Annotated in this window: 20 protein-coding genes; 18 read left to right on the top strand and 2 right to left on the bottom strand. The window is 65.8% G+C overall.

The genetic code is table 11. From position 1 onward, the window contains the following. Positions 1–90: 90 nt before the first annotated feature. The 18 genes from FAZ11_RS00860 to FAZ11_RS00775 all read left to right on the top strand — a co-directional run bounded on the left by FAZ11_RS00860 (position 91) and on the right by FAZ11_RS00775 (position 20,396). Positions 91–1,143: an NAD-dependent epimerase gene (locus FAZ11_RS00860; protein ID WP_058782269.1), complete on the top strand. Its 1,053-nt coding sequence runs from the start codon at positions 91–93 to the stop codon at positions 1,141–1,143. A 2-nt stretch (positions 1,144–1,145) separates the two neighbouring features. Next, positions 1,146–1,910 (top strand): sugar transferase, encoded by a 765-nt coding sequence (locus tag FAZ11_RS00855; protein WP_081323388.1) that lies wholly within the window; start codon positions 1,146–1,148, stop codon positions 1,908–1,910. A gap of 1 nt (position 1,911) precedes the next feature. Then, positions 1,912–2,541, top strand: a complete 630-nt coding sequence (locus FAZ11_RS00850; protein WP_058782268.1) for a CpsD/CapB family tyrosine-protein kinase — start codon at positions 1,912–1,914, stop codon at positions 2,539–2,541. A gap of 17 nt (positions 2,542–2,558) precedes the next feature. After that, the gene (locus tag FAZ11_RS00845) at positions 2,559–3,623 is read left to right on the top strand and encodes a polysaccharide biosynthesis/export family protein (protein WP_058782267.1); all 1,065 of its coding nucleotides are present in this window, start codon (positions 2,559–2,561) and stop codon (positions 3,621–3,623) included. A gap of 10 nt (positions 3,624–3,633) precedes the next feature. After that, entirely contained in the window at positions 3,634–5,226 is a 1,593-nt protein-coding gene (locus FAZ11_RS00840; RefSeq protein WP_058782266.1) for a GumC family protein, read from the top strand. Next, positions 5,223–6,293: a glycosyltransferase family 4 protein gene (locus FAZ11_RS00835; RefSeq protein ID WP_058774382.1), complete on the top strand. Its 1,071-nt coding sequence runs from the start codon at positions 5,223–5,225 to the stop codon at positions 6,291–6,293. Before FAZ11_RS00840 ends, FAZ11_RS00835 begins: the two co-directional genes overlap by 4 nt. Then, a complete protein-coding gene (locus tag FAZ11_RS00830; RefSeq protein ID WP_420849655.1) occupies positions 6,290–7,660 on the top strand; it encodes an O-antigen ligase family protein in 1,371 nt (456 codons plus the stop codon). Before FAZ11_RS00835 ends, FAZ11_RS00830 begins: the two co-directional genes overlap by 4 nt. After that, positions 7,657–8,604 carry a glycosyltransferase family 2 protein gene (locus tag FAZ11_RS00825; protein ID WP_058774381.1) on the top strand — a complete coding sequence of 316 codons (948 nt, stop codon included), beginning with the start codon at positions 7,657–7,659 and terminating at the stop codon, positions 8,602–8,604. Before FAZ11_RS00830 ends, FAZ11_RS00825 begins: the two co-directional genes overlap by 4 nt. Beyond that, positions 8,597–9,730, top strand: a complete 1,134-nt coding sequence (locus FAZ11_RS00820; RefSeq protein ID WP_058774380.1) for a glycosyltransferase — start codon at positions 8,597–8,599, stop codon at positions 9,728–9,730. Before FAZ11_RS00825 ends, FAZ11_RS00820 begins: the two co-directional genes overlap by 8 nt. A 1-nt stretch (position 9,731) precedes the next feature. After that, positions 9,732–10,727 (top strand): polysaccharide deacetylase family protein, encoded by a 996-nt coding sequence (locus FAZ11_RS00815; RefSeq protein ID WP_058774379.1) that lies wholly within the window; start codon positions 9,732–9,734, stop codon positions 10,725–10,727. Beyond that, the gene (locus FAZ11_RS00810; RefSeq protein ID WP_058767502.1) at positions 10,724–12,025 is read left to right on the top strand and encodes a lipopolysaccharide biosynthesis protein; all 1,302 of its coding nucleotides are present in this window, start codon (positions 10,724–10,726) and stop codon (positions 12,023–12,025) included. The genes FAZ11_RS00815 and FAZ11_RS00810 overlap by 4 nt, the downstream gene beginning before the upstream one ends. Then, entirely contained in the window at positions 12,022–13,932 is a 1,911-nt protein-coding gene (locus FAZ11_RS00805) for a hypothetical protein (RefSeq protein ID WP_058767503.1), read from the top strand. Before FAZ11_RS00810 ends, FAZ11_RS00805 begins: the two co-directional genes overlap by 4 nt. After that, positions 13,929–14,609 (top strand): GNAT family N-acetyltransferase, encoded by a 681-nt coding sequence (locus tag FAZ11_RS00800; protein ID WP_058767504.1) that lies wholly within the window; start codon positions 13,929–13,931, stop codon positions 14,607–14,609. Before FAZ11_RS00805 ends, FAZ11_RS00800 begins: the two co-directional genes overlap by 4 nt. Beyond that, on the top strand, positions 14,606–15,721 hold the full coding sequence (locus tag FAZ11_RS00795; protein ID WP_058767505.1) for a GNAT family N-acetyltransferase: 1,116 nt from the start codon (positions 14,606–14,608) through the stop codon (positions 15,719–15,721). Before FAZ11_RS00800 ends, FAZ11_RS00795 begins: the two co-directional genes overlap by 4 nt. Beyond that, positions 15,722–16,492, top strand: a complete 771-nt coding sequence (locus tag FAZ11_RS00790; RefSeq protein ID WP_058774378.1) for a carbohydrate deacetylase — start codon at positions 15,722–15,724, stop codon at positions 16,490–16,492. Between the two features lie 62 nt (positions 16,493–16,554). Then, positions 16,555–17,574 (top strand): ligase-associated DNA damage response exonuclease, encoded by a 1,020-nt coding sequence (locus tag FAZ11_RS00785; protein ID WP_137279338.1) that lies wholly within the window; start codon positions 16,555–16,557, stop codon positions 17,572–17,574. Beyond that, positions 17,571–19,292 carry an ATP-dependent DNA ligase gene (locus tag FAZ11_RS00780; protein ID WP_058774377.1) on the top strand — a complete coding sequence of 574 codons (1,722 nt, stop codon included), beginning with the start codon at positions 17,571–17,573 and terminating at the stop codon, positions 19,290–19,292. The genes FAZ11_RS00785 and FAZ11_RS00780 overlap by 4 nt, the downstream gene beginning before the upstream one ends. A gap of 3 nt (positions 19,293–19,295) precedes the next feature. After that, positions 19,296–20,396 carry an FUSC family protein gene (locus FAZ11_RS00775; protein ID WP_058774376.1) on the top strand — a complete coding sequence of 367 codons (1,101 nt, stop codon included), beginning with the start codon at positions 19,296–19,298 and terminating at the stop codon, positions 20,394–20,396. Here FAZ11_RS00775 and FAZ11_RS00770 read toward each other — a convergent pair. Together FAZ11_RS00770 and FAZ11_RS00765 are read right to left on the bottom strand one after the other, a co-directional pair. Beyond that, the gene (locus tag FAZ11_RS00770; protein ID WP_058774375.1) at positions 20,339–20,836 is read right to left on the bottom strand and encodes a hypothetical protein; all 498 of its coding nucleotides are present in this window, start codon (positions 20,834–20,836) and stop codon (positions 20,339–20,341) included. The two genes, FAZ11_RS00775 and FAZ11_RS00770, sit on opposite strands and share 58 nt — an antisense overlap. Next, a complete protein-coding gene (locus tag FAZ11_RS00765) occupies positions 20,833–21,279 on the bottom strand; it encodes a GNAT family N-acetyltransferase (protein ID WP_081049568.1) in 447 nt (148 codons plus the stop codon). Before FAZ11_RS00765 ends, FAZ11_RS00770 begins: the two co-directional genes overlap by 4 nt. Positions 21,280–21,548 lie beyond the last annotated feature (269 nt).

Below are 21,548 nucleotides of genomic sequence, written 5' to 3'. Positions count from 1 at the left end.
CGTTGTGACCTCGCAACTGGGTGATACTCCTCCGAGCCCATCTCCCCATACTGGCGAACGCCGATTCGTCGCCTATCCAGAGGCCCGGACTTGAAGGTTCTAGTCACTGGCGCGGCCGGCTTCATCGGTGCTCATCTGACCCGCCGCCTCCTGCGGGATGGTCATGATGTCGTGGGCCTGGACAACTTCAACGACTACTACTCGCCACAGCTGAAGGAACAGCGCCTCGCCTGGATCAAGGCCGACGTGGGCGGTTTCGCGATGTACCGGCAGGACATCAGCGATCTGGACGCGCTGCTGCGGCTATTCGCCCAGGAAAGACCCGAGGCGGTCGTTCACCTGGCGGCCCAGGCCGGTGTCCGTTATTCGCTGGTCAATCCAACTGCCTATCTCGACAGCAACCTCAAGGGCTTCCTCAATGTGCTGGAAGCCTGTCGGCACCAGCCGGTAGGCCATCTGCTGTTCGCCTCTTCCAGTTCGGTGTACGGCGCCAACGGCGCCACCCCCTATGCCGTGGCGGATCGCACGGATCATCCGCTGTCGCTCTATGCCGCCAGCAAGAAAGCCAACGAGCTGATGGCGCACAGCTACAGCCATCTCTATCAACTACCCGCGACCGGGCTGCGCTTCTTCACCGTCTATGGGCCCTGGGGGCGTCCCGACATGTCGCCGATGCTATTCGCCAAGTCGATCGTCGAAGGCCGGCCGATCCGCCTGTTCAACTTCGGTGAACACCAACGCGACTTCACCTACATCGACGACATCGTCGAAGCCCTGGTGCGTCTGCTACCCGCCGCACCGCAGCACGACCCGACCTGGAATGACCAGGCACCGGACCCAGCCGGCAGCCGGGCGCCCTGGCGACTCTACAACATCGGAGGCAATCGCCCGGTGTATCTCCGGCGCTATGTCGCGCTGCTGGAAGAATGCCTGGGACACAAGGCGGAACTGCAGTTGCTGCCCAGGCAGCCCGGCGACGTGCTGCACACCTTCGCCGATTGCGGCCCTCTGGAGACCGCCATTGGCTTTGTCCCCCAGGTCACTCTCGAAGAGGGGCTGCGCCTCTTCGTGGATTGGTTCCGCGCCTATCACCGGCTGGCGGTCAACCCGAGCGTGACCAATCTCGCGCTGGGAGATCGCTGAGCATGCAACTGGATCCGCTGTCGGGAAAGCTTGCCGACTTCGCCAAGACCCACGCCGAATCCCGACGGGAAAGGCGCAACCCCGAGTTGCGAGCCCGCATCGATCAGGCGCTGGCCAAGCAGGATATATCCTGGGTGACGGGGCGTCCGGGTGGCCGCTCCTGGGCGCTGTCGCGCAGCAAAAGATTCACTTCTGCGGCTCTCGCAGCCCTGCTGCTGTTGCTGCTATCCCCCTTGCTCCTGTTGGTCGCGATTCTGGTAAAGGCCAGCGGACCGGGGCCGGTACTGTTCGTACAGCAACGTACCGGCTTTCGCGGGCGCCGCTTCGGCATGTACAAGTTCCGCACCATGGTGGCCAACGCCGAAGCGCTCAAGAGTTCGCTGCAGCACCTGAACAAGCACGGAGCGAACGCCATCGACTTCAAGGTGGACCGGGACCCAAGGGTCACCCCCATCGGTCGCTGGCTGCGGCGCACCAGCATCGATGAATTACCCAACCTGCTCAATGTGATACGTGGCGACATGCGCCTGGTCGGGCCGCGTCCTACCTCCTTCAAGGCGGACACCTATCTACCCAATCATCTTGCCCGGCTGAGCATCTACCCGGGCATCACGGGGCTGTGGCAGGTATCCGGTCGCAGCAACCTGGGCTTCGACGAGCGCGTGCAGCTGGACATGCTGTACATCGAGCGGCAGAGCCCCTGGTTCGATCTGCGCATCCTGTGCAAGACACCGCTGAAAGTTCTCGACGGCCAAGGAGCCAGTTGACATGCCGTTATCGCCACCCGTCTCGCCTAGCGAGGTCAACCTGGCCAGTACCGTGATGGACAAGGAGCAACGCGTGGTTCTGCTCACGGCGGCGAATGCCGGCAGTGGCGTCACCACCAGTGCCTTGGCGCTGGCCAATGAACTGGCTCGCTCCAGCCGCGGCCGGGTCCTGCTGGTGGATGCCAGCTTCTCGGCGACCGCCCTGAGCCAACAGCTGAATCTGACCAATCATCCCGGCTTTCTCGATCTGCTGCTGGAAACCCCGCCGCCGACGCTGGACGACTGCATCCACACCCAGCCCGAGTGGACCTTCGACGTCCTGGGTAGCGGTCACGTGAAACGCTACAACGATCGCCTGCCGCCGGAAGTCTTGGAGGACCTGCTGGATGAATTGCGCCTGCGCTATCGCTTCGTGGTGATCGACGCTGCCGCCATCTATTCACCGGCCGACACCCTGGCCATCAGCGCCCTGGTCGACGGCGTGATCCTGGTGATCAAGGCCGAGGACACCCGTTGGGAAGTCGCCCAGGCCGCCGTTCAACGGCTCACCCAAGCCGCGGCCAAGGTGATCGGCTGCGTCTTCAACGAGCGTAAGTACTACATGCCCAAGTGGATCTACGACCACCTGTAGCCGATGCGGTCCCCGTCATGAAAATCCGCCTTACCGCCTTAGCGCTCCTGACCCAGTTGCTGTTCGGCTGCGCCAACGTTCCCGATGCCCAGAACCTGCCGGTGGACATTCTCACCGCGCCGTCCGACAAGAATCAGCTCACCACCGTGATGCCGGTGCAGCAGGCCCTGCGCCCGCAGGACGTCCTCGATGTCATCTTCCACATGAGTCTCAGCAGCGACACGGCCTATCGCATCCAGCCGATGGACAAGGTCGAGTTGCTGTTCGCCAATTTCCCCGAGCTCAACGGTACGCGCCTGGTGATGCCCGATGGTGTCGTCCAGTTGCCCTACGTGAATGGCGTGAAGATCGGCGGCCTGACGGTGGACGAGGCCCGGGCGCAGCTCACTCGCAGCTATCTACGCGTGCTCAGGCACCCTGACATCACGCTGTCGGTTCCCCAGCTGATGTCCAAGGAAGAAAACCTGAGGCTGACGCTGAATCACCCCGGCTATGGCCAGAGTCGCGAGATCCTGGTTGGCGACGATGGCACGGCCAGCTTCCCGCTGCTGGGCAACCTCTCGGTACGCGGCATGACGATCAGCGAGCTGGAAGCCGAACTGGACCGCCGCTACGCCAACCAGACCGGCCATATGAAGGTGGACGTGCTGCTCAAGAGCACGGCCCCCAACGAGGTCTACATCCTCGGCGAAGTGGCGCAACCGGGCGCCTATCCGATTCGCCGCCCCATCTCGGTGCTGGAGGCGCTCACGCTGGCCCGTGGCGCCACCAGCGGCGCCAAGCTGGACTCGGCCGTGATCATGCAACGCCAGGGCGACCATGTGGTGGCACGAGTCTACAACCTGGCCAAACTGCTCGACGGCAAGGCCGCCGCCTTCGCCTATCTGCGCCCGGATGACCTGCTCTACATTCCCAAGACCCGCCTGAGCCGCGCCGGCCAGTTCAGCAAGCAACTCGCGGACGTACTGCTGTTCCAGGGGGTTGGCGTAGGCCTCTCCTATCGTCTGGACAACAAGGGCGACACCGTCTACCGCGAACAGGGTGGCACGACGACTACCACCACTACCACCACGGCGCCCTAGCAGGTCCACGATGAACAAGATGGAAAATTATCTCCACGAATTCCTGCGGGTGTTCTTCGCCAACAGTCGCCTGATCAAGCGGGTATTCCTGGTCTTCACCCTGATGACCCTGGCCCTGGCGCTGCTGCTGCCCAAGCATTACGACATTTCCGGCCAGGTCATCGTACAGTCGAAGAAGCTTTCCCAGAGCGATCCCAATGGCGTTCTCACCCCGGATGCGGATAAGTATCTGCCGCTGACCCTGGCCGACATGGAAACCGAGAGCGACATCCTGCGCTCGCCCACGTTGATTCGCAGCACCTTGGCGCAGCTCGTCGCCGAGGGGCACTACCAACTGCGTCCGACCTTGGTGCAACGCCTGTTCGTATTACCGCTCAAGACCCTGGTGATCGCCCCCCTGCGCTCGATCGTGATCGATCCGCTGCACCGTCTGCTCGGCGGAGAGCCTGCGCCGCCCAAGGAAACCTTGCTGGACGAATACACCGCTGATGCCATCAAGAATCTGAAGATCGCCACCCTGCCGGGTTCGAACGTCATCTCGGTGGACCTCAAGTCGCGCGATCCCGCCCAAGGCACGCTGTTCGTCGATCGCCTGCTGCATAACTACCTGGAGCGGCGCCGCGCCCTGCAGTCGAACGACCTGCCGGAGGCCTTCTATGAAAAGAAGAAAGCCCAGTACGGCGAGCGGCTGGACGCCCTGGAGAACCAGCGCATCCAGTTGTTGCAGAGCGTCAACTCCGTCGATCCCAATCAGGATACCACCTTCCGCCTGAATGCGATCAGCACCGAGGAGTCGTCGCTCAACACTTATCGTGACCGTTACCTGGAAGGCCAGCACTGGCTGGAATACCTGGAAAAGAATCTGCTCGAAGCCAAGAAGCGTCGCCCCAGCGACTATGCCTTTCCCTTCAGTTTCACCAATACGGTCAATGGCGTCGCCTACGAAGACAGCGAGATCAAGCAGCTGGGCGATCAGTTGATCCAGCAGATCAGTCGCTACGGCAATGCCGCCTATGTCTTTCAGCCCGATAGCGTGCCCATGCAACAACAGCGCGCCCAGATCGACCGCACTCATCAGGAATTCCTCAAGATCGTGGCGAACCGCATTCGCGAACGCCAAGCCAATCAGCAGACGCTGCAAGCGGTGATCGACCAGAAAACGGCGCGCATCGACGAATACAAGACCCGGGTACGCCAGTTGCAGGACATCGAGGGGCGTCTGCGGCAGTTGGATACCGAAATCGATGCCCTGCACAAGGCCTTCTTCACCTACACGCAGCGCTACGAGGAAAGCCGCGATCTCAACCTTATCGAGAATCTGCCCTCCAATGCGCGCATTCTCAGCAATCCGCAAGAACCCACCCAGGCAGCCTTCCCGCGCCCATTGCAGGTCGTGCTGCTGGGTCTGCTGACCGGGTTGCTGCTGGCGATTGCCCTGGGGTACATCCGTGAATTCTTCGACCATCGTTTCAAGCATCCCAACCAGATTCAGCAGCATCTGAATCTGCCGGTGCTGATGGTGCTCAACAGCCAGCGCCGGGTGACGGGCAACCCCTATCGTCGCGGCTCCTTGCGCTGGCTGTGGCATTGCCTGTGGCGATGAACCTGCCAGCCGTGGTGCACCTGATCCACAGCGGCGGCTTCTATGGCGCCGAGCGCATGCTGCTCGATCACTGCCTGCACGTGCCGGGACGCCACGAAGTGCTGTTCATCAAGGCGCCGGCCGCGTTGCTGGCCCGTTTTCGCGCCGCCGGTATCTGCTGCACGAGCTGCTCGGGGCTCTCCGCGGTGATGCGCCACCTACGCGGGCGCGCCGTGGTGCTCAACGCCCACAACTTCAAGGCCCAGGTCTTCGCGTGGGTGGCCGCGCGCCGCCTGGACCTGCCCTTGCTGCTCACCCAACACGGCTTCACGCCGCGCAGTCTCAAGCAACGCCTCTACACTCGCCTGGCCCTGGCCATCGCCGGCAGCCCAGGTATCAGCCGGGTGGTCTGTGTCTCCCGCGCCCTGGAACGTCTGCACCTGAAGCATGGCATCCCCGCCGAGCGCCTCTGCGTGATTCCCAACGGCCTCCCCGCGCTGTCCGGAACATCCGATCCTGGCGAGGTAGAAGCGCAGGCTGCGCCGCGGATCGGCTTCATCGGCCGCCTGAGCAGCGAGAAGGGACCGGATCTGTTCCTCGATGCCGTGATCCCCCTGTGTCAGGCCCGCCCCGAGGTGCGCGCTATCCTGCTGGGCGATGGCCCGGAGGCGCCCGCTCTAGGCAAGCGATTGGCAACGGAGCACCTGACCCAGCGCATCGAATTGCCCGGCTACCAAGACGACAGCCAGGCCTGGCTGCGCCGCCTCTCGGTACTGGTGCTCAGCTCGCGGACCGAGGGTACGCCCCTGGTGGTCCTCGAAGCCATGCGCGCCGGGGTGCCTATCGTCGCCTTCGCCGTCGGTGGCGTGCCCGATATGCTCGAGCATGAACGCAGTGCCCTGCTGGTCCCTGCCGGTGATACCAAACAGCTCCAGGCGAGCATCGCTCGCCTGCTCGATGATCCGGCCCTGGCCCAGGCGCTGGCCCGGCAGGCCCAACTTCGCCAGGTGCAGGACTATCATCTGCCGTGCCTGGCGGCCTTCTGGCTTAGGCTCTACAGCCAGGTTAGCCGAGGACAGGCGACATGACCGTCATGCTCTTCGGCACCCTGCTGGGCCTGCTCAGCCTTGGCTTGCTGGCGAGCCCCTGGCCATACCTCGCGCCCCTGGCCATGCTCGGCCTGGCCGGCTTGGCCGTGCTGCTGCGACGGCCAGCCTGGGGCGCCGTGGGCCTGCTCGCCCTGGTGCCCTTCGAGGATCTGGTCAGCGAAGGCGCGTACAGCGCTCCCAAGCTGGTCGGCGGCGCCATGCTGGCGATCCTGCTGCTCCGCCTGGTGCTGCGCCAGAGTCCGCTTCGCGACCTGCGCAGCAATATCTGGCGCCTGCTGGTCCTGTTTCTGCTGTGCACCGCCTTGAGTCTCGTCTACAGCGAGCGGCCGGACGCCTCCTTGAGCAACCTGCGCGAATTGTTCATCGGCATGGTGCTATTTCCCATCGTCCTGCTGACGCTCAGGGAGTTCGACCTCTTCTGGCTGTGTCGGCTGGTGGCGCTCGGCGTGGCCCTGACCTGCCTGCTGAGTCTGTTGAGCAAAGGCCACGAAGTGGGTGGACGAGCCATTGGCTTACTCAGCGATGCCAACTATTTCGCCTTGCTGATCGCGGTCGCGATACCGCTGGCGGCCTTGCTACTCCTGTATGAACGCCAGACCAGCGCCAAACTGGTGTGGCTTCTCAGCCTGGCCCTGCTCTGCACAGGCCTGGTCAAGACCGACTCGCGCTCGGGCCTCTTGGTGGCGATGCTGGCCGCTCTGATCGGCCTGTGGCATCACCGCCATCGCCTACGCTGGCTGCGCCCGAAGCACTTCGGCTTCGTCGTGCTGGGTGGCGCGATACTGCTGCCGACACTGGTGGCCGTGCTGCCCTCTTCTTACCTGGAACGCATCGCCACCCTGAGCAGCCTCGGCGAGGGCATCAATCCCCAGGAAGATCCCTCCCTTGGCCGGCGCGCCTCCTATATCACGGTGGGCGAGGCGATGATCGCCGCCAAGCCCTGGTTCGGCTCCGGTCCGGGCACCTTTCCCTATCACTACGCGACGACCGGATATGCCAGCGCCTATTCCGCCGGTCTCGAAGTGCCGGATCTCTTTCGACGCGCCCACAATACCTACCTCGAAATGTTCAGCGAGTTCGGCGTCCCTGCCGGCCTCCTGTTCGTCGGCATGATCGTCTTGGCCTTGAACAACTTCCGCTGTGCCAGTCGTGTCTGGTCTGCCCAAGGCCAACAGCGGCTGGGCGATCTCGCCATGCATCTGGGGCTGAGCCTGCTGGTGGTGAGCCTGTTCATGGCGTTCCTGAGCATTCCCAACCACAAGTATTTCTGGGCGCTGCTGGCGCTCTCCAGCGTCGTCCGCGATCAGGCCGAACGTCAGGCGTCACAGGCGGGGCAGCCGACATGAGCCTGAGCATCGTGATACCCCTGTACAACGAGGCGCGCCACATCGAGCGAACCCTCATGGCCGTGGCCCAGGCGGCCAGCCGGGCCGAGCTGCAGCCGGAAATCCTCGTGGTCGACAACGGCTCCAGCGATAGCGGGCCCGCCCTGGCCCGGGCGCTGGGCGCCCAGGTGCTCGACGGACGCGGCCTGACGATCGCCGGGGTACGCAACCTGGGTGCTCGCCAGGCCCGCCATGCCGAATTGGCCTTTCTGGATGCCGACATCGAGGTGCCGCCTGACTGGCTGCTGATCTGGCAGCGGGAACGCGCTGCCGGCGCTGATGCCTTCACCCTGGATTGCCTGGCGCCGAGCGTAGCGCCCTGGTACGCCCGGGCCTGGCAACGACGCAGCCTGGGCAGCGCAAGACGACGCTGGCGCACCTGGTTACCCACCCCCGCCCTCTGCCTGTCGCGGGCCTGGTTCGAGCGGGTCGGCGGTTTCGACGAACAGTTGAACACCGGTGAGGACAAGGATCTCGGCTTGCGCCTGCATACCCTTGGTGCAAAGCAGTTGGCCATCCCCGAGCCCGTTGTCTGGCATTGGGGCTACGAGGCGTCCTGGCGCGAATGGCTAGGTAAGGAACTGTGGCGCCAGAGCGGTCACCTGGCCGGGCAGCGGGCCAGCCTTGGCCTATGGCGCTTTTCCCTGCTGTGCCTGTTCGCTGCGGGTTGCTCGTTACTGGCGCTGATCGGGTTGCTGCTGGGCTCACCCTTAGCCCTGGCCGGTGGCCTGAGCGGCGTGCTGCTCCTGCCTCTGGCCCTGGCCTTGCGCCAGACCCTGCGCCAGGGGCAGCTCCTGCTGGTGCTGCAGCTCTGGCTGCTGCATGGCATACGCCTCCATCTGGGGGCTGCGGCAGCGCTATTACAGCTATTCAACCTAAGGATTGGGAGGCCGCGTCGTGGCTGAATGGATCTTCTGGTCGAGCGTGGCCATCCCCCTCTATGCCTACCTCGGCTTTCCCCTGGCGATCACCCTGTGCGGCTGGCTGACCCCGCGGCGGCCCAGGTCTATCGCTCCGCCGCTCAGGGTCAGCGTGGTGATCGCCGCGCACAACGAGGCACGCCACATCGAGGCCAAGCTCGCCAGCCTGCTGACCCAGACCTATCGTCCCGCAGCGCTCGAAATCCTGGTCGCCAGCGATGGTTCCACGGACGCCACCGTGGCCTTGGCGCGAGCCGTGGCGGACGACCGGGTGCGGGTACTGGACCTGCCCCGGGTCGGCAAGGCGGCGGCGCTCAATGCCGCCGTGACCGCGAGTAGTGGTGAGATCCTGGTGTTCACCGATGCCGACAATCGCTGGGCACCGACCACCCTGGCCGAGTTGCTCGGACCGCTGGCGGATCCGCAGGTAGGTGCCTGCGGCGGCAATCTCCGCATCCTCCAGACCGGTACCGGCCTCAGCCTGGGCGACAGCCTGTATCGGCGCTACGAAGGCTGGTTGCGCGAGGCCGAGGATCGCCTCGGCTGCACGGTGGCCGTCGACGGTGCCCTGCTGGCCTTGCGCCGCGAGTTGTTCAGCCCTGTCCCGGCCGACGTCAACGACGATTTCTTCCTCAGCACCTGCGCACCGGCGGCTCACCGGCGCATCGCCTACGTGGACGCTGCCCGGGTCCTCGACCAGGGCGTCGACGCCCCGGAACGCCAGTTCCGCCGGCGCCTGCGCGTCACCGTCGGTGGCCTGCAGAGCCTGGCGCAACGCAAGGCCCTGCTCAATCCCTGGCGACATGGGCGCTATGCCCTGGCGCTGATCAGCCACAAGCTGCTGCGCCGCCTGGCGCCCCTCGCCCTGCTGCCGTTGCTGCTCAGCAACCTGATGCTGCTCGCCTCGCCCTTCTATCAACTGACCCTAGCGGGCCAGCTGCTGGCCTATGGCGGTGCCCTGTTGGGCCTGCTGGATCGAGGCGGTCGCCTGCCGCGCCCCTTTCGCCTCGCCGCCTTCCTGCTGGTCACCCTGGCCGGTATGACGGTAGGCCTCCTGCAATTCCTCGCCGGACGGCGCTATACCCTGTGGAATCCGGAGCAGAACCGCTGACATGATTCCCCAGGCATTGCTCAAGCAAATGATCGGCAGGCTCTATCTGGCGACCCTGGCCCGTCGACAGCTCCGCGCGTCCGGCACCATTCTCATGCTGCACCGGGTGGTGGCTGACGACCCGCTGGCCAGTCCGCCGCATCGCGCGGCGCTGTGCCTGGGCCTACCCACCTTCGCCCGCCTGCTGGACTGGATCGGCACGCATTTCGACTGCGTGCCCCTGGAAGAGCTGCTGCAACCGGGCGTTGGCCGACGCCCCCGCCTCGCCCTCACCTTCGACGATGGCTGGCGCGACAACGCCGAGCTCGCCTTTCCGCTGCTGCGCCAGCACTCGCTGCCTGCCAGCATCTTCCTGTCGACCGATCACATCGGCAGCGGCAAGCCGTTCTGGTGGGAGGCCATCGGCGAATTGCTCTGGCAAGCGCCCGCTAGCCATGCCGCCAGCCCCTTGCTCGCACGGCTCGCCGAACTCGACCTCAGGACTCCCACGCGACTCCTGCAAACCGATCCCAGCCAGACCCGTAGCCTGCTGCTGGGCCACTACCTGGCGCAGCTCAAGCAGCTGCCCCCCGCGCGGCTGGATGAATTGGCGGCCCTGTGTCCGCCCTCCGCCCAGCCCCATGGCCTGGACTGGGAACAGGTGCGCCTGCTGGAGCGGTCAGGACTGGTGCGCTTCGGGCCCCATGGCGCGGCGCACGCCATCCTCACCCAACTGACGCCCGCCGCCGCCCAGCTCGATCTGCGCCGCTCCCAGCAAACCCTGGCCGCGGAATGCGCCCAGCCCTTGCCGATCTACTGCTATCCCAACGGCGACCACGACGCCAGGGTACGGGAGGCGATTTCCCAGTTGGGCTATCGCTTCGCCCTGGGCACGGCGCCCGGCCTGGTGAGACCGCACAGCCCACCCCTGGCATTGCCGCGGATCGACGTCGGCCAGGTTACGGCCCAGCGTCCGGGGCGCCTTGGCTGGCGCCTGTTCAAGGCGGCCCGGCAATGAAGGGCTATCGCGCTGACCTGCTGTTCAGCCTGGCGACCCGGCTGGCCAGCATCGTCTTGCGCCTGGCCCGTAACGTCCTGTTGGCCCGGCTGCTGGGCCCGGCGGATCGGGGCCTGTTCGCCCTGCTCAATTCCCTGCCGGACCTGATCGCCGCGGCCACCAGTGGCGGCCTGAACACTGCCATCGGGGTCCAGGCCGCCCAGCAACGCTGTCTCGGCTTGCTGCTCAGCCAACTGCTGGTCTTCGGCTGCCTGCTCGCCACCGGGGCGACCCTGGTCGGCATCGTCCTCCTGCGTCACTTCGGCCTGGAACTCGATGTGGTCAGGCAACTCGGCCTCACGATCTGGCTACTGCTCCTGGCGACTCCCCTGACGGTGCTCAAGGGCGGCCTGCTGACCCTGCACAACGCCAGCGGTGGCGTAACGGCCTTCAACAGCCTGCGCCTGCTCGAATCCAGCCTGCCGCTGATCTTGCTGCTGGCGCTGTGGCTGGTATGGCGCGATCAGCCGCTCCTGGCGGCGTTGGCCAGTTGGCTGCTCGGTCTGTCGGTGGTGGCGCTGGTGGGCTGGGCCTGGCTGACCCGGAGCGGCGCAGCGCGACCACGCTGGCAGCCGGGCAGCGCCCGGGAGCTGCTCAGCTTCAGCGGTCGTAGCCATCCCGACGTGCTGTTCCGGCAGCTCCTGCTGCGCGCCGACTACCTGCTTATCGCCAGCCTGCTGGGCAGCAGCGCGGTCGGTCAATACGCCATGGCCACGGCCGCCGTGGAATTGCTGCTGATCGTGCCGGAAGCCGTGACCACGCCATTGATGAAGCGCCTGCTGCAACAGGAGCAGGGAATCGAGACCCTTACCCCGCTGGCCTTGCGCCTGACCGCCACGGTGATGCTGCTGGCCTGCCTGGTCCTGGCCGCGCTAGGCGAGATCCTGATCCGGTTGCTGTTCGGGGCGGCCTATCTACCGGCCTATCCCGCCTTGCTGGCCTTGCTGCCCGGGGTGTTCGCCCTGTGCTACGCCAGCATCCTGCGGCTCGACCTGTTGGGCAAAGGGCACCCCGGACGCCTGTCCCTGCTGCTGGGGCTGGCGACGCTGCTCAATCTGGCCGTCAATCTGGTCCTCATTCCGCGCCTGGGCATCGTTGGCGCAGGCCTGGCCTCCTCGCTCGCCTATCTGCTCGCCACGCTGGGCATGCTGGTGCTGTTCTGCCGCCTGAGCCATACCCCGTGGCAGCGGACGTTGTTGCTATTACCGAGCGATCTGCACCTGCTGCGTCGGCTATGGCGCGAACGGAGAACCGGATGAAAGCCTTGTTGCTGAGTAGCCTGGCCCTGTGGCTGGGCGGCGCCCAGGCGGCGTCGATGTCCTGGCAGGAGCTGCGCTCCGGGAACCTCTATCTGCAGACCGCCACGGGCGATGCCTTGACGGTCGACTGGCGCCCGGCCTGGCAGGCAGCGGCCAATCGCGAGCAGCTCTATCTGCTGGATGGGTCTGGCCACCTGCAGCAGCAACTGGATATCGCCGCCGACCAGACCCGTGGCTCGGCTCGGCTGGCCCTCCCCGCCAGTCCGCTGGATTATCGCTTCGATGTGCCGGGCTATAGCTTTCGCAATTACCGCCTTACCCACGACGCCGCCACCAAGGCGCAGTTCGAGCCGGCGAAGTTGCATCTGACCGCCGATGTCGCACCCGGTGTCGAACTGTACTTCAAGGTCGGCGCGGGCGAGCACGCCGTGCTGAATGGCAAATACCAGGGCGGCGTCGAGGCATTGGTGGTCCAGCCACAGAACGGTGTGACCGGCGCGCGCCTGCCACTGCAGCGCCATGCGCGCTACCGCGACTTCGACTGGCTCGAACTCCCGGTTGCCGCCCAGGATCGAGTCTTCAAGTTGCGATTGATCGGCTCCGGCAAGGTCTCCTTCTGGCTGGATGGCACCGCCAATCTCTTCGCTCAGGACCCGGCCCAGTTGCACCCCTTGCAGCAGGCACCTGGTCAGGTCGATTTACGCCTGCGTCAGGACTCTCCCGGCCCCACGCCTCGCCTGGGCGTTGGCTTGCCCTATGCTCAGATACCACCCCCTTTGCGTAAGGACTTCGCCGATCTCGGGGTTCAGGGCGCGGGCCTGTACAGCTTCGCCGATGTCCTCAACCGCGCACCTCAGCGAGAGCTAGAGGTACGCCAGGACTATCGCCAGCGCTTCGATCTGGATTTCGACGTCACCCTGCTCGCCTCTTCAGGCCGGCAAGCCGTGTTGGAGGCCGATCCGCAGACCGGGCTTGCCCTGACGAGATGGTTGGAAGACACGCGCGCCCTGAAGGGTGGCCTGCACTATCTCAGTTTCGCTGACGAACCCAATCTCAACTATCCCAGCTATGCGGCCTTTTCCCGCTACTTCGGCACCATGCTGAGCCAGGTCAAGGCGGTATCCTGGGCGCACGCGGTCGGAGTACGCATCGCCATGCCGGCCAGCGCGCAATTCATCAACGGTCCCTTTTGCGACGATGCCGCCAGCCGCCGTGGCCTGGATTGGGCCCGGTCGCTGCTCAAAGAGCATGGCCCCGACATCGATGCCATCGCCTGGCACCGGTGGATGCTCCGTGACCTCCTCGCCACCCGCCGCTATCGGGACGAGATTCAGGCTGCGGCGGAGCTCGTCGGCCGGGACGACCAGGGTCGCCCACGCAAGGCCCTGCTGCTCGACCAGACCAATATCTCCAGCGGCGACAGCCTGAGCCCCTACGAGCAGGACACCTGGTACGCCGCCCAGTGGTGGGCAGCGGTCGCCATCGCCAGCGGCCAGGATGGCTTGCTGAGCCTGGTCAGCTGGTTCCAGCTCGCCGACGAGGATGACTATCCCAAGGGCCTCTGGCACAACACCGGCACCAGTTTCGCGGCCAAACCGATCGGTCGGGCCTGGACCTTCGTCCGGCAACACTGGCTGGAGCGGGTGGTGGGCCTGGACAACGACGCCTTCGAGGTGGATGCCTTGGCCATGAGTGCCCCACATCGGCAGGGCATCGTCGGGGTGAACAAGGCGCAGCGTCTACAACAGGTGACCCTGGCCCCTGCCCCTCCCCATTGCACCAGCGCTACGTTGGAACTGTTGCTGCCAGAAGGTCCGCAGCGGTCCGCCGTTTCCTGCACGGCGGAGCGTTTGACCTTCGAGCTACCGCCGAACGCCCTCTTCTCGCTCGACTGGAGTACCCCGTGACTAGGCTACTGGAGTTCTTCTCTCGCCTGCGCCGTAAAGGCCTACTCGGCAGTCTGCGCGTGCTGGGTGAACGCCTCGGCTGCTATTGCTGGACGGTCGTGCTGCTCGAGCGTGACCTGGTACCACCCAAGGAGCACCGCCGCCGTCAGGACCTTCGGGTAGTGGAGATAACCCCCGACCTGTTGCCCGCCGTAAGCGAGGAATTCAACCATTACGGCGACAATCTCACGGCGCTGATGAACGGGGGCTATATCGGCTACGCGATCCTGACCCCCCAGGACCAGGTCGCCGGCATGACGTGGGTCACCGACAAGGACTACTACGACGATCAACTCTATCGCTGCCTCGTGCCTGTACCACCCGCCTGTGCCTACCAGTTCGCCGGAGAAATCGCGCCCGCCTATCGTCGAACCGGAGCCGTAGTGGTCTTGCTGGACGGCGTCTGGCGAGCACAACGCCAAAGGGGCATGACGCGGACGCGAGCCTTGGTCAACCGGCGCAACCTGCCAGCACTAAAGCTACATGTCGGCCTGGATTTCCAGGAGCTGGGCCAGGAAGTCCAGGTCTTTTGCCTGTTCGGCTGCCTCCACTATCATCGCTGGCGGCGCTACCAGGTTCCTTCCCTCGCACACGTGCGACGTGCAGGGCGCCTATCCGCCGAGCGCTCGGAAACATGACCATCCGCTGCCATTGGAGCCGCACCCTCGCTCCTGCTGACCTATCACCTGCGGCCTATGAGGAGCTGTTAGGGCGCCTACCCCATGCCACCCCCTTCAACCGTCTCTCCTGGTTGCAGGGTGCGGCGGTGGCCTTACCGCCCGGAGCCGAGCTGCAGATCCTGCAAATATGGCAAGGGGAGCGGCTGGTGGGATACCTGCCGCTGGTAAGGCAGCGGGAAAAGCGCCTGGGTATCCGGTGGACCATCCTGCGCCATCTGGGCTATCCGCTCAGTGATCGCCTGGCCCTGGCGCTGGATCCAGCAGTCCCCGACGCGACACAGGCCGCCTATGCCGAAATCCGGAGACACCTGCCCCACGACCTGCTCGAACTCGATGAGCTGACAGTGGTGGACGAGCCGATCTTCAAGCTCTGGCAGGCGTCGGCGGCCCAGGCCCGGATACGCCTCAACTGCCGGGTGCCCGTTCACCGCATCCAGCCGCAAGATGCCGCAGAACCCTCAGGCCCCGTGCGCTACAAACTGCGCCGGGCCAGACGCCGCTGCGAAGAACTGGGCGCCAGGGTCCACCGCGTCGCGCCGACCGCTGACACCTGGCCAGCACTAGCCGAACGCCTGCAAGAGGTCGAGGCGCTGAGCTGGAAAGGTACGGATGGCGTCGGCATCTTTTCCGGCCACCTACGGCAACGCTGGATGACAGCAGCCCTCTCCGGACTCGCCGACGAGGACCGCTTGCGCGTGCTACTACTGGAGCATCAGGGCAACTGCCTCAGCTATCGACTCGGCTTCCTGCAAGACGGTCGCCTGTACGACTACAACCTCGCCTTCCATCCGGACTACGCGGCCCTGGGCAGCGGTCGACTGCTACTGGACGAATGGCTGCGCTGGGGGCTGGAGGCCGACTGGGAGTGGGTCGACGCTTCACGGGTGAGCCTGCACAACTCCAGTCACCAACTGCACGAGCGCCAGACCGACAGCTGCGAGCACTGGCGTTGGAGTCTCTACAGCCGAAGCGCCAAGGGCCTTCTCCTGGCCATGCTCACCAGCGGCTGGCAACTGTTCAAGCGCGTACGGCACCGCCTCCGCACGCGCGCCAAGACGCCGGAGGCCTGAATGCGCTACGCCATCGTCAATGCCGATGACTTCGGGCTGTCGCCGGAAGAAAATCGGATCATCCTGGCCGCCTTCGACCGGGGTGTCATCAGCTCCGCAACCCTGATGGCCAACATGCCTGCCTTCGTCGAAGCCTGCCAGGCGATCGCGGCGCATCACCTGCAGGGGCGCATAGGCCTGCATCTGAACCTGACCTACGGCAGCCCCCTGACCCAGGCATTGCGTGACTGCCCACGCTTCTGCAACCACGAAGGTCAATTCCAGCTACGCCTGCCGTTCTGGTTGCCCGTGCTGAGGGCGCGCGAACGCCAGGCGGTGCGGGAGGAACTGGCGGCCCAATGGGACCGCTGCCTGGCACACGGCGTGACACCCAGCCATCTGGATTCCCACCAGCACGTACACAATCGCTGGGCCCTGGCCGGCCTGGTTGCCGACTTCGCCGCGAGCCATGGCGTGCCGGTACGCCAGGCCCGCAATCTGGGGCGCAACCTGGGGCCATTGAAACGGCTGTACAAGCGCCTGATCAACCGCCGCCTGGCAGCACGCGCGCCGAGCAGCATCGCCTTCACCTGCACGCCCCGGGATCTCCAGGACGATTTGCTGGGCACCCGGGGACCGGTCGAGGTGATCGCCCACCCGACCTTGCTGGCCGATGGCGACTTCGGTGACGTCTACATCGACGACGACCTCTCCCTGACGGCGCTACTCGATCAGAGGTTGGCAGGTTATCAGCGGCTCGGCTACGCCGAGCTCGGCGCGCTGTCTCCCTAGCCAAGGGCGAACTCCGACGCCTCGCTACCGCTCCTATGGGAGAAGCCCTGCAGAGTCTCCCCATGGACCTCGTCATCGCCCGCCCCGACGGTCTCTATTGCCCGCCCGGTGATTTCTACGTCGACCCCTGGCATCCGGTGGAGCGTTCGGTCATCACCCATGGCCATGGCGATCATGCCCGGGTGGGCAATGGCCACTACCTGGCGACCTCGGCCAGCGCCGGTATCCTGCGCGCGCGCCTGGGCGCCGACATCAACCTGCAGACCCTGGAATACGGCGAGGTCATCGACCATCACGGGGTGAAGCTGAGCTTCCATCCGGCCGGCCATGTGCTGGGCTCGGCCCAGGTGCGCCTGGAATACCGCGGCGAGGTCTGGGTGGCCTCGGGCGACTACAAGGTCGAGCCCGACGGTACCTGCACCCCCTTCGAGCCGGTGCGCTGCCATACCTTCATCACCGAATCCACCTTCGGCCTGCCGATCTATCGCTGGCGACCACAAAGCGAGATCTTCGCCGAGGTCAATGCCTGGTGGCGGGCCAACCAGGCCCAGGGTCTGGCCAGCGTGCTCTACAGCTATGCCTTCGGTAAGGCGCAACGGCTACTGCACGGCCTCGATCCGGAGATAGGCCCCATCCTCGCCCATGGCGCGGTGGAACCGCTCAACCGGGTCTATCGCGACGCCGGTATCCGCATACCCGAGACCCACTACGCCGGCGACTTCAAGAAGAGCGATCCGCTGCTGCGCCAGGCGCTGATCATCGCCCCGCCCTCGGCCGGCGGCAGCACCTGGATCCGCCGCTTCGGCGACCATAGCGACGCCTTCGCCAGTGGCTGGATGATGCTGCGCGGCACCCGCCGCCGACGCGGCGTGGACCGCGGCTTCGTGCTCTCAGACCATGCCGACTGGCCGGGCCTGCTGTGGGCCATCGAGCAGACCGGCGCCGAGCGGGTGATGGTCACCCATGGCTCGGTCGCCACCCTGGTGCGCTACCTGCGTGACCAGGGCCTGGATGCCCAGGGCTTCACCACCGAATACGGTGAGGAAGACGACACCCCCGTTGCCGCGGAGGCCCAGGCATGAAGGCTTTCGCCGAACTCTATGCTCGCCTTGACGCCACCACCTCCAGCAACGCCAAGCTGGCCGCGCTGGTGGACTACTTCGGCAACGCGCCGGCTGCGGACGCCGCCTGGGCGGTGTACTTCCTCGCGGGCGGTCGCCCACGACGCCTGGTACCGACGCGCCAGCTGCGCGAATTGACCATGGCCCTTTCCGGGCTGCCCGAATGGCTGTTCGAGGAGAGCTACCAGGCGGTGGGCGACCTGGCCGAGACCATGGCGCTGCTGATTCCCACCGCCGATACCGCCAATGCCGAAGGGCTGGCCTTCTGGCTGGAAGAATATCTGCTGCCGCTGCGGGGCCTGCCGCCAGAAGAGCTGGCCGAACGCCTGCCGCCGCTATGGGCGCAACTGGATCGGCAGAGCCTGATGGTCTGCATCAAGCTGATCACCGGCGAATTCCGCGTTGGTGTCTCCAAGCTGCTGGTGACCCGCGCCCTGGCCACCCTGGCCGACCTCGATCCCAAGCGGGTCGCCCAGCGCCTGGTGGGCTACACCGATCTCTCCCATCGCCCCACCGCCGAGGGTTATACGCGCCTGATCGCCGCGGAAAGCCCGGACGAACATGCCCAGCGCGGCGGCCAGCCCTATCCCTTCTTTCTCGCCCATGCCCTGCAACTGCCGGTGGAGCAATTCGAGGCGCAATTGGGGCCGGCCGAGGACTGGCAGGTGGAGTGGAAGTGGGACGGCATCCGCGCCCAGTTGGTCAAGCGCGATGGCCGCCTGTGGATCTGGTCGCGGGGCGAGGATCTGGTCACTGACCGCTTTCCCGAATTGCATCCCCTGGCGGCCCTGCTGCCCGATGGCACGGTGATCGACGGCGAGATCGTGGTCTGGAAGGAAGACGCCACGCCCGACACCCTGCTCAGCAGCGAGGAAGTGAGCGAACACCAGGACACCCGCGACCCGGCCGCGCCCATACCCTTCGGCGTCCAGCCCTTCGCCCTGCTGCAGCAGCGCATCGGCCGCAAGACCCTGGGCAAGAAGATCCTCGAAGACGTGCCGGTCATCCTGCTCGCCTATGACCTGCTGGAATGGCAGGGCCATGATCTGCGCAGCCAGCCGCAACGACAGCGCCGCGCCCAACTGGAAACCCTGGTGGCCCGCTGCGCCAGTCCGCTGCTGAGACCCTCGCCGCTGCTGCACGGCAAAGACTGGCAGGACCTCGCCCGCCAGCGCGAAGCCTCCCGCACCCTGGGCGTGGAAGGCATGATGCTCAAGGCGCGCGACTCCCTCTATGGCGTCGGCCGCACCAAGGACATGGGCACCTGGTGGAAGTGGAAGGTCGATCCCTTCTCAGTGGATGCGGTGCTCATCTATGCCCAACGCGGCCATGGGCGACGCGCCAGCCTCTATTCCGACTACACCTTCGCCGTCTGGGACGGCCCGCCGGACAGCTCCGAGCGCACCCTGGTGCCCTTCGCCAAAGCCTACTCGGGCCTTACCGACGAAGAGATGCGCAAGGTGGACGCCATCGTCCGCCGTACCACGGTGGAGAAGTTCGGACCGGTACGCAGTGTCGAGCCGACCCTGGTATTCGAGCTGGGCTTCGAGGGCATCGCCCTGTCCAAGCGCCACAAGAGCGGCGTTGCCGTGCGCTTTCCGCGCATGCTGCGCTGGCGCCATGACAAGCCGGTGGCCGAAGCGGACACCCTGGACATCCTGCAGAACCTGCTGGCCTAGCCCATGGCAGACGACAGGCCACCGCCCGTTACCGATGGCGCCCTGAGCGCGCCCCGGGAACCGCGCTGGGCACTGGCACTGGTCTGCTTGCCGGCACTGGCGACCATCCTGCTCACCGGCTTGCTGACGGGCGCCTGGCTACCCTGTGTGGTAGCCCTGGGTGGCGCCTACACGGTCGGCTTCGGTGCCTACAAGAGTTTTGCCGCCGAACCCCTGGCACCCATGCTGGTGGCGGTCCTGGGCATGGCCTTTTCTGCGGCGGTCGGCTCCCTGCTCGGCCACTATCCACCAGCCCTGGTCCTGGCCGGGGCACTCTGGGCGGCCTGCTGCGCCTGGCTATTCGCGGTCGGTAACGGTCCCTGGTGGATCACCCAGCAGTGGACCGTGGCCCTGCTGGTGGCCGGCGGCTTTCCCGGCGATCTGCACCAGGCCCTGCAGCGCAGCGGGCTGGTGCTCGCGGGTGGCCTCTGGCAAGTGCTGCTCTTCGCCCTGCTGCAGAAGGCCCTCTACCGCTCCCAGTGGCGCCTACGCACCGGCTCGCTCAAAGCCCACCTGCACGAGGTGGTGCTGCTGTTCGAAGACAAATTCCGCCTCGGGCGCTACGGTTTCTACGCCGCCGCCGTGGTCGCCCTCTGCCAGGCACTGACCGATCTACTCGACTACGGTCATGGCTACTGGGCGCCGATGACCGCGCTGCTGGTGCTGAAACCCCGGTTCAGCGACACCTGGCGGCGCGCCCTGGGCCGACTCGGCGGTACCCTGGCGGGTTGCCTGCTGGCCAGCGCCTTGGTCTGGCTCGACAACACCGCCAGTGTCTTGGCCAGCGGTTGCCTGCTCAGCGCGCTCGGTGCCTATCTGCTGCAGGACGGTCGCTACTCGCTGCAAACGGTCTTCATCACCGCCACCACGGTCCTCATGGTCGCGCTGGCAGGGGCACCCGAAACCAGCATCGCCCTCGAACGCCTCGGCAGCACCCTGCTCGGTGGCAGCGTGGCCCTGGCGTTCCTCGCCCTCGAAGCCGCCATCGATCAGCGCCTACCCGGCCATCACCGGCGGCGGCTGCGCCAGCAGAACGCCAACAACCCCACCAACGCGCCCAAGTAGCTGCCATCGTGCATCCAGGCCGCCAGCAGAAAACCCCGGGCGTCCTGAACGCAGGTGGGCACGCGCTGAGCGTGGCCGAATTCCAGTGCAAGCCAGCCGACCATCAGTCCAACGACCGCCAGGGTCATAGCGCTCAGCAATACGGCTGCCGCCCCTCGCCAGAGCAGATTGTCCGGGCCGCCTCGATGACGAACCCACCCCAGCAGCGCCAGTCCCAAGGGCACGCCCGCCGCAGCCCCAGCCAGCAACCCCACCTGGGCCACGCGCCAGCGCGGCGCGATCCCCTCGTCGAGCAAGCCGAATTGCGCAAACTTCAGGCAGGTGAAGTACTCAGGGCCAAGGGCATAGCTCAGTTGGTCATGCAGGGCGCCATAGAGCGCGGCCAAGGCCACCAGGACAGCCAGGCGCAGGGCCTGGCCGCCCCACGCTGGCCCGGTCAATCGACCAACTCCTTGTAGAAACTGTGCAGACCGGTACCCAGCGGTCGCGGCAGGTAGCCGCAATGTCGATAGCCGCAGCGCTCGTAGAAATCAGCCGCCTGGGCCGTGCGCAGGTAGGCCACCGTGGCGCCCAAGGCGCGGGCCTCGGCTTCGGCCCGCTGCAACAGCCGCTGGCCCAGCCCAGCGCGACGATGGGCCTCGGCCACCCAAAGCACCTCGATTTCCAACCCCTGCCAGAACACCTTGCCCAGCAACCCGGCGATGACCCCGGTCGTATCGCTGATCACCAGGTGCACGGGTATGTCGGCCGACTCGTCCGCCAGCCCTGGATGCTGGGCGCTCACGAAGGCCGTGAAGCCCTGCTCCACCGCCTCTGCCTGGGCCGGCGTCGCCACGAGGATGTCGTACGCCCTAGCTGGTCCGCCGCCTGCTTTCACTGTCATCTGGACCTGCTCCCGTTTCCTTTGCACACAGTGCCGCTCACGAATGCTACCGCTTGGTCCACCCTGCACGGTCAGCGGAGTCCTCTGCTACCTTTTTGCCCATTGATGATTCGTCCGCGCCTTTTTCGACCCAAAGCGGTGCATTCGTCTGCACCATGCAGGAAAGCCGCGCCCTTCCAGTGCATAATGCGCGCCGCTTCGTGACGGCGGCTGCTACCGGATGTAACTGACGCGGCAAACGCGTACAGATTTGGGACGATCTTCGCCGA

It is taken from the genome of Pseudomonas rhizoryzae, from assembly GCF_005250615.1.
GTDB classification, from domain to species: domain Bacteria; phylum Pseudomonadota; class Gammaproteobacteria; order Pseudomonadales; family Pseudomonadaceae; genus Chryseomonas; species Chryseomonas rhizoryzae.
This window is presented reverse-complemented; position numbering and strand designations above follow the sequence as displayed.

Bases quoted from the DNA above. Each gene is read 5' to 3' on its own strand.
- FAZ11_RS00855 (WP_081323388.1), top strand. From the start codon at position 1,146: ATGCAACTGGATCCGCTGTCGGGAAAGCTTGCCGACTTCGCCAAGACC.
- FAZ11_RS00850 (WP_058782268.1), top strand. From the start codon at position 1,912: ATGCCGTTATCGCCACCCGTCTCGCCTAGCGAGGTCAACCTGGCCAGT.
- FAZ11_RS00845 (WP_058782267.1), top strand. From the start codon at position 2,559: ATGAAAATCCGCCTTACCGCCTTAGCGCTCCTGACCCAGTTGCTGTTC.
- FAZ11_RS00840 (WP_058782266.1), top strand. From the start codon at position 3,634: ATGAACAAGATGGAAAATTATCTCCACGAATTCCTGCGGGTGTTCTTC.
- FAZ11_RS00835 (WP_058774382.1), top strand. From the start codon at position 5,223: ATGAACCTGCCAGCCGTGGTGCACCTGATCCACAGCGGCGGCTTCTAT.
- FAZ11_RS00830 (WP_420849655.1), top strand. From the start codon at position 6,290: ATGACCGTCATGCTCTTCGGCACCCTGCTGGGCCTGCTCAGCCTTGGC.
- FAZ11_RS00825 (WP_058774381.1), top strand. From the start codon at position 7,657: ATGAGCCTGAGCATCGTGATACCCCTGTACAACGAGGCGCGCCACATC.
- FAZ11_RS00815 (WP_058774379.1), top strand. From the start codon at position 9,732: ATGATTCCCCAGGCATTGCTCAAGCAAATGATCGGCAGGCTCTATCTG.
- FAZ11_RS00810 (WP_058767502.1), top strand. From the start codon at position 10,724: ATGAAGGGCTATCGCGCTGACCTGCTGTTCAGCCTGGCGACCCGGCTG.
- FAZ11_RS00805 (WP_058767503.1), top strand. From the start codon at position 12,022: ATGAAAGCCTTGTTGCTGAGTAGCCTGGCCCTGTGGCTGGGCGGCGCC.
- FAZ11_RS00795 (WP_058767505.1), top strand. From the start codon at position 14,606: ATGACCATCCGCTGCCATTGGAGCCGCACCCTCGCTCCTGCTGACCTA.
- FAZ11_RS00790 (WP_058774378.1), top strand. From the start codon at position 15,722: ATGCGCTACGCCATCGTCAATGCCGATGACTTCGGGCTGTCGCCGGAA.
- FAZ11_RS00785 (WP_137279338.1), top strand. From the start codon at position 16,555: ATGGACCTCGTCATCGCCCGCCCCGACGGTCTCTATTGCCCGCCCGGT.
- FAZ11_RS00780 (WP_058774377.1), top strand. From the start codon at position 17,571: ATGAAGGCTTTCGCCGAACTCTATGCTCGCCTTGACGCCACCACCTCC.
- FAZ11_RS00775 (WP_058774376.1), top strand. From the start codon at position 19,296: ATGGCAGACGACAGGCCACCGCCCGTTACCGATGGCGCCCTGAGCGCG.
- FAZ11_RS00765 (WP_081049568.1), bottom strand. From the start codon at position 21,279: ATGACAGTGAAAGCAGGCGGCGGACCAGCTAGGGCGTACGACATCCTC.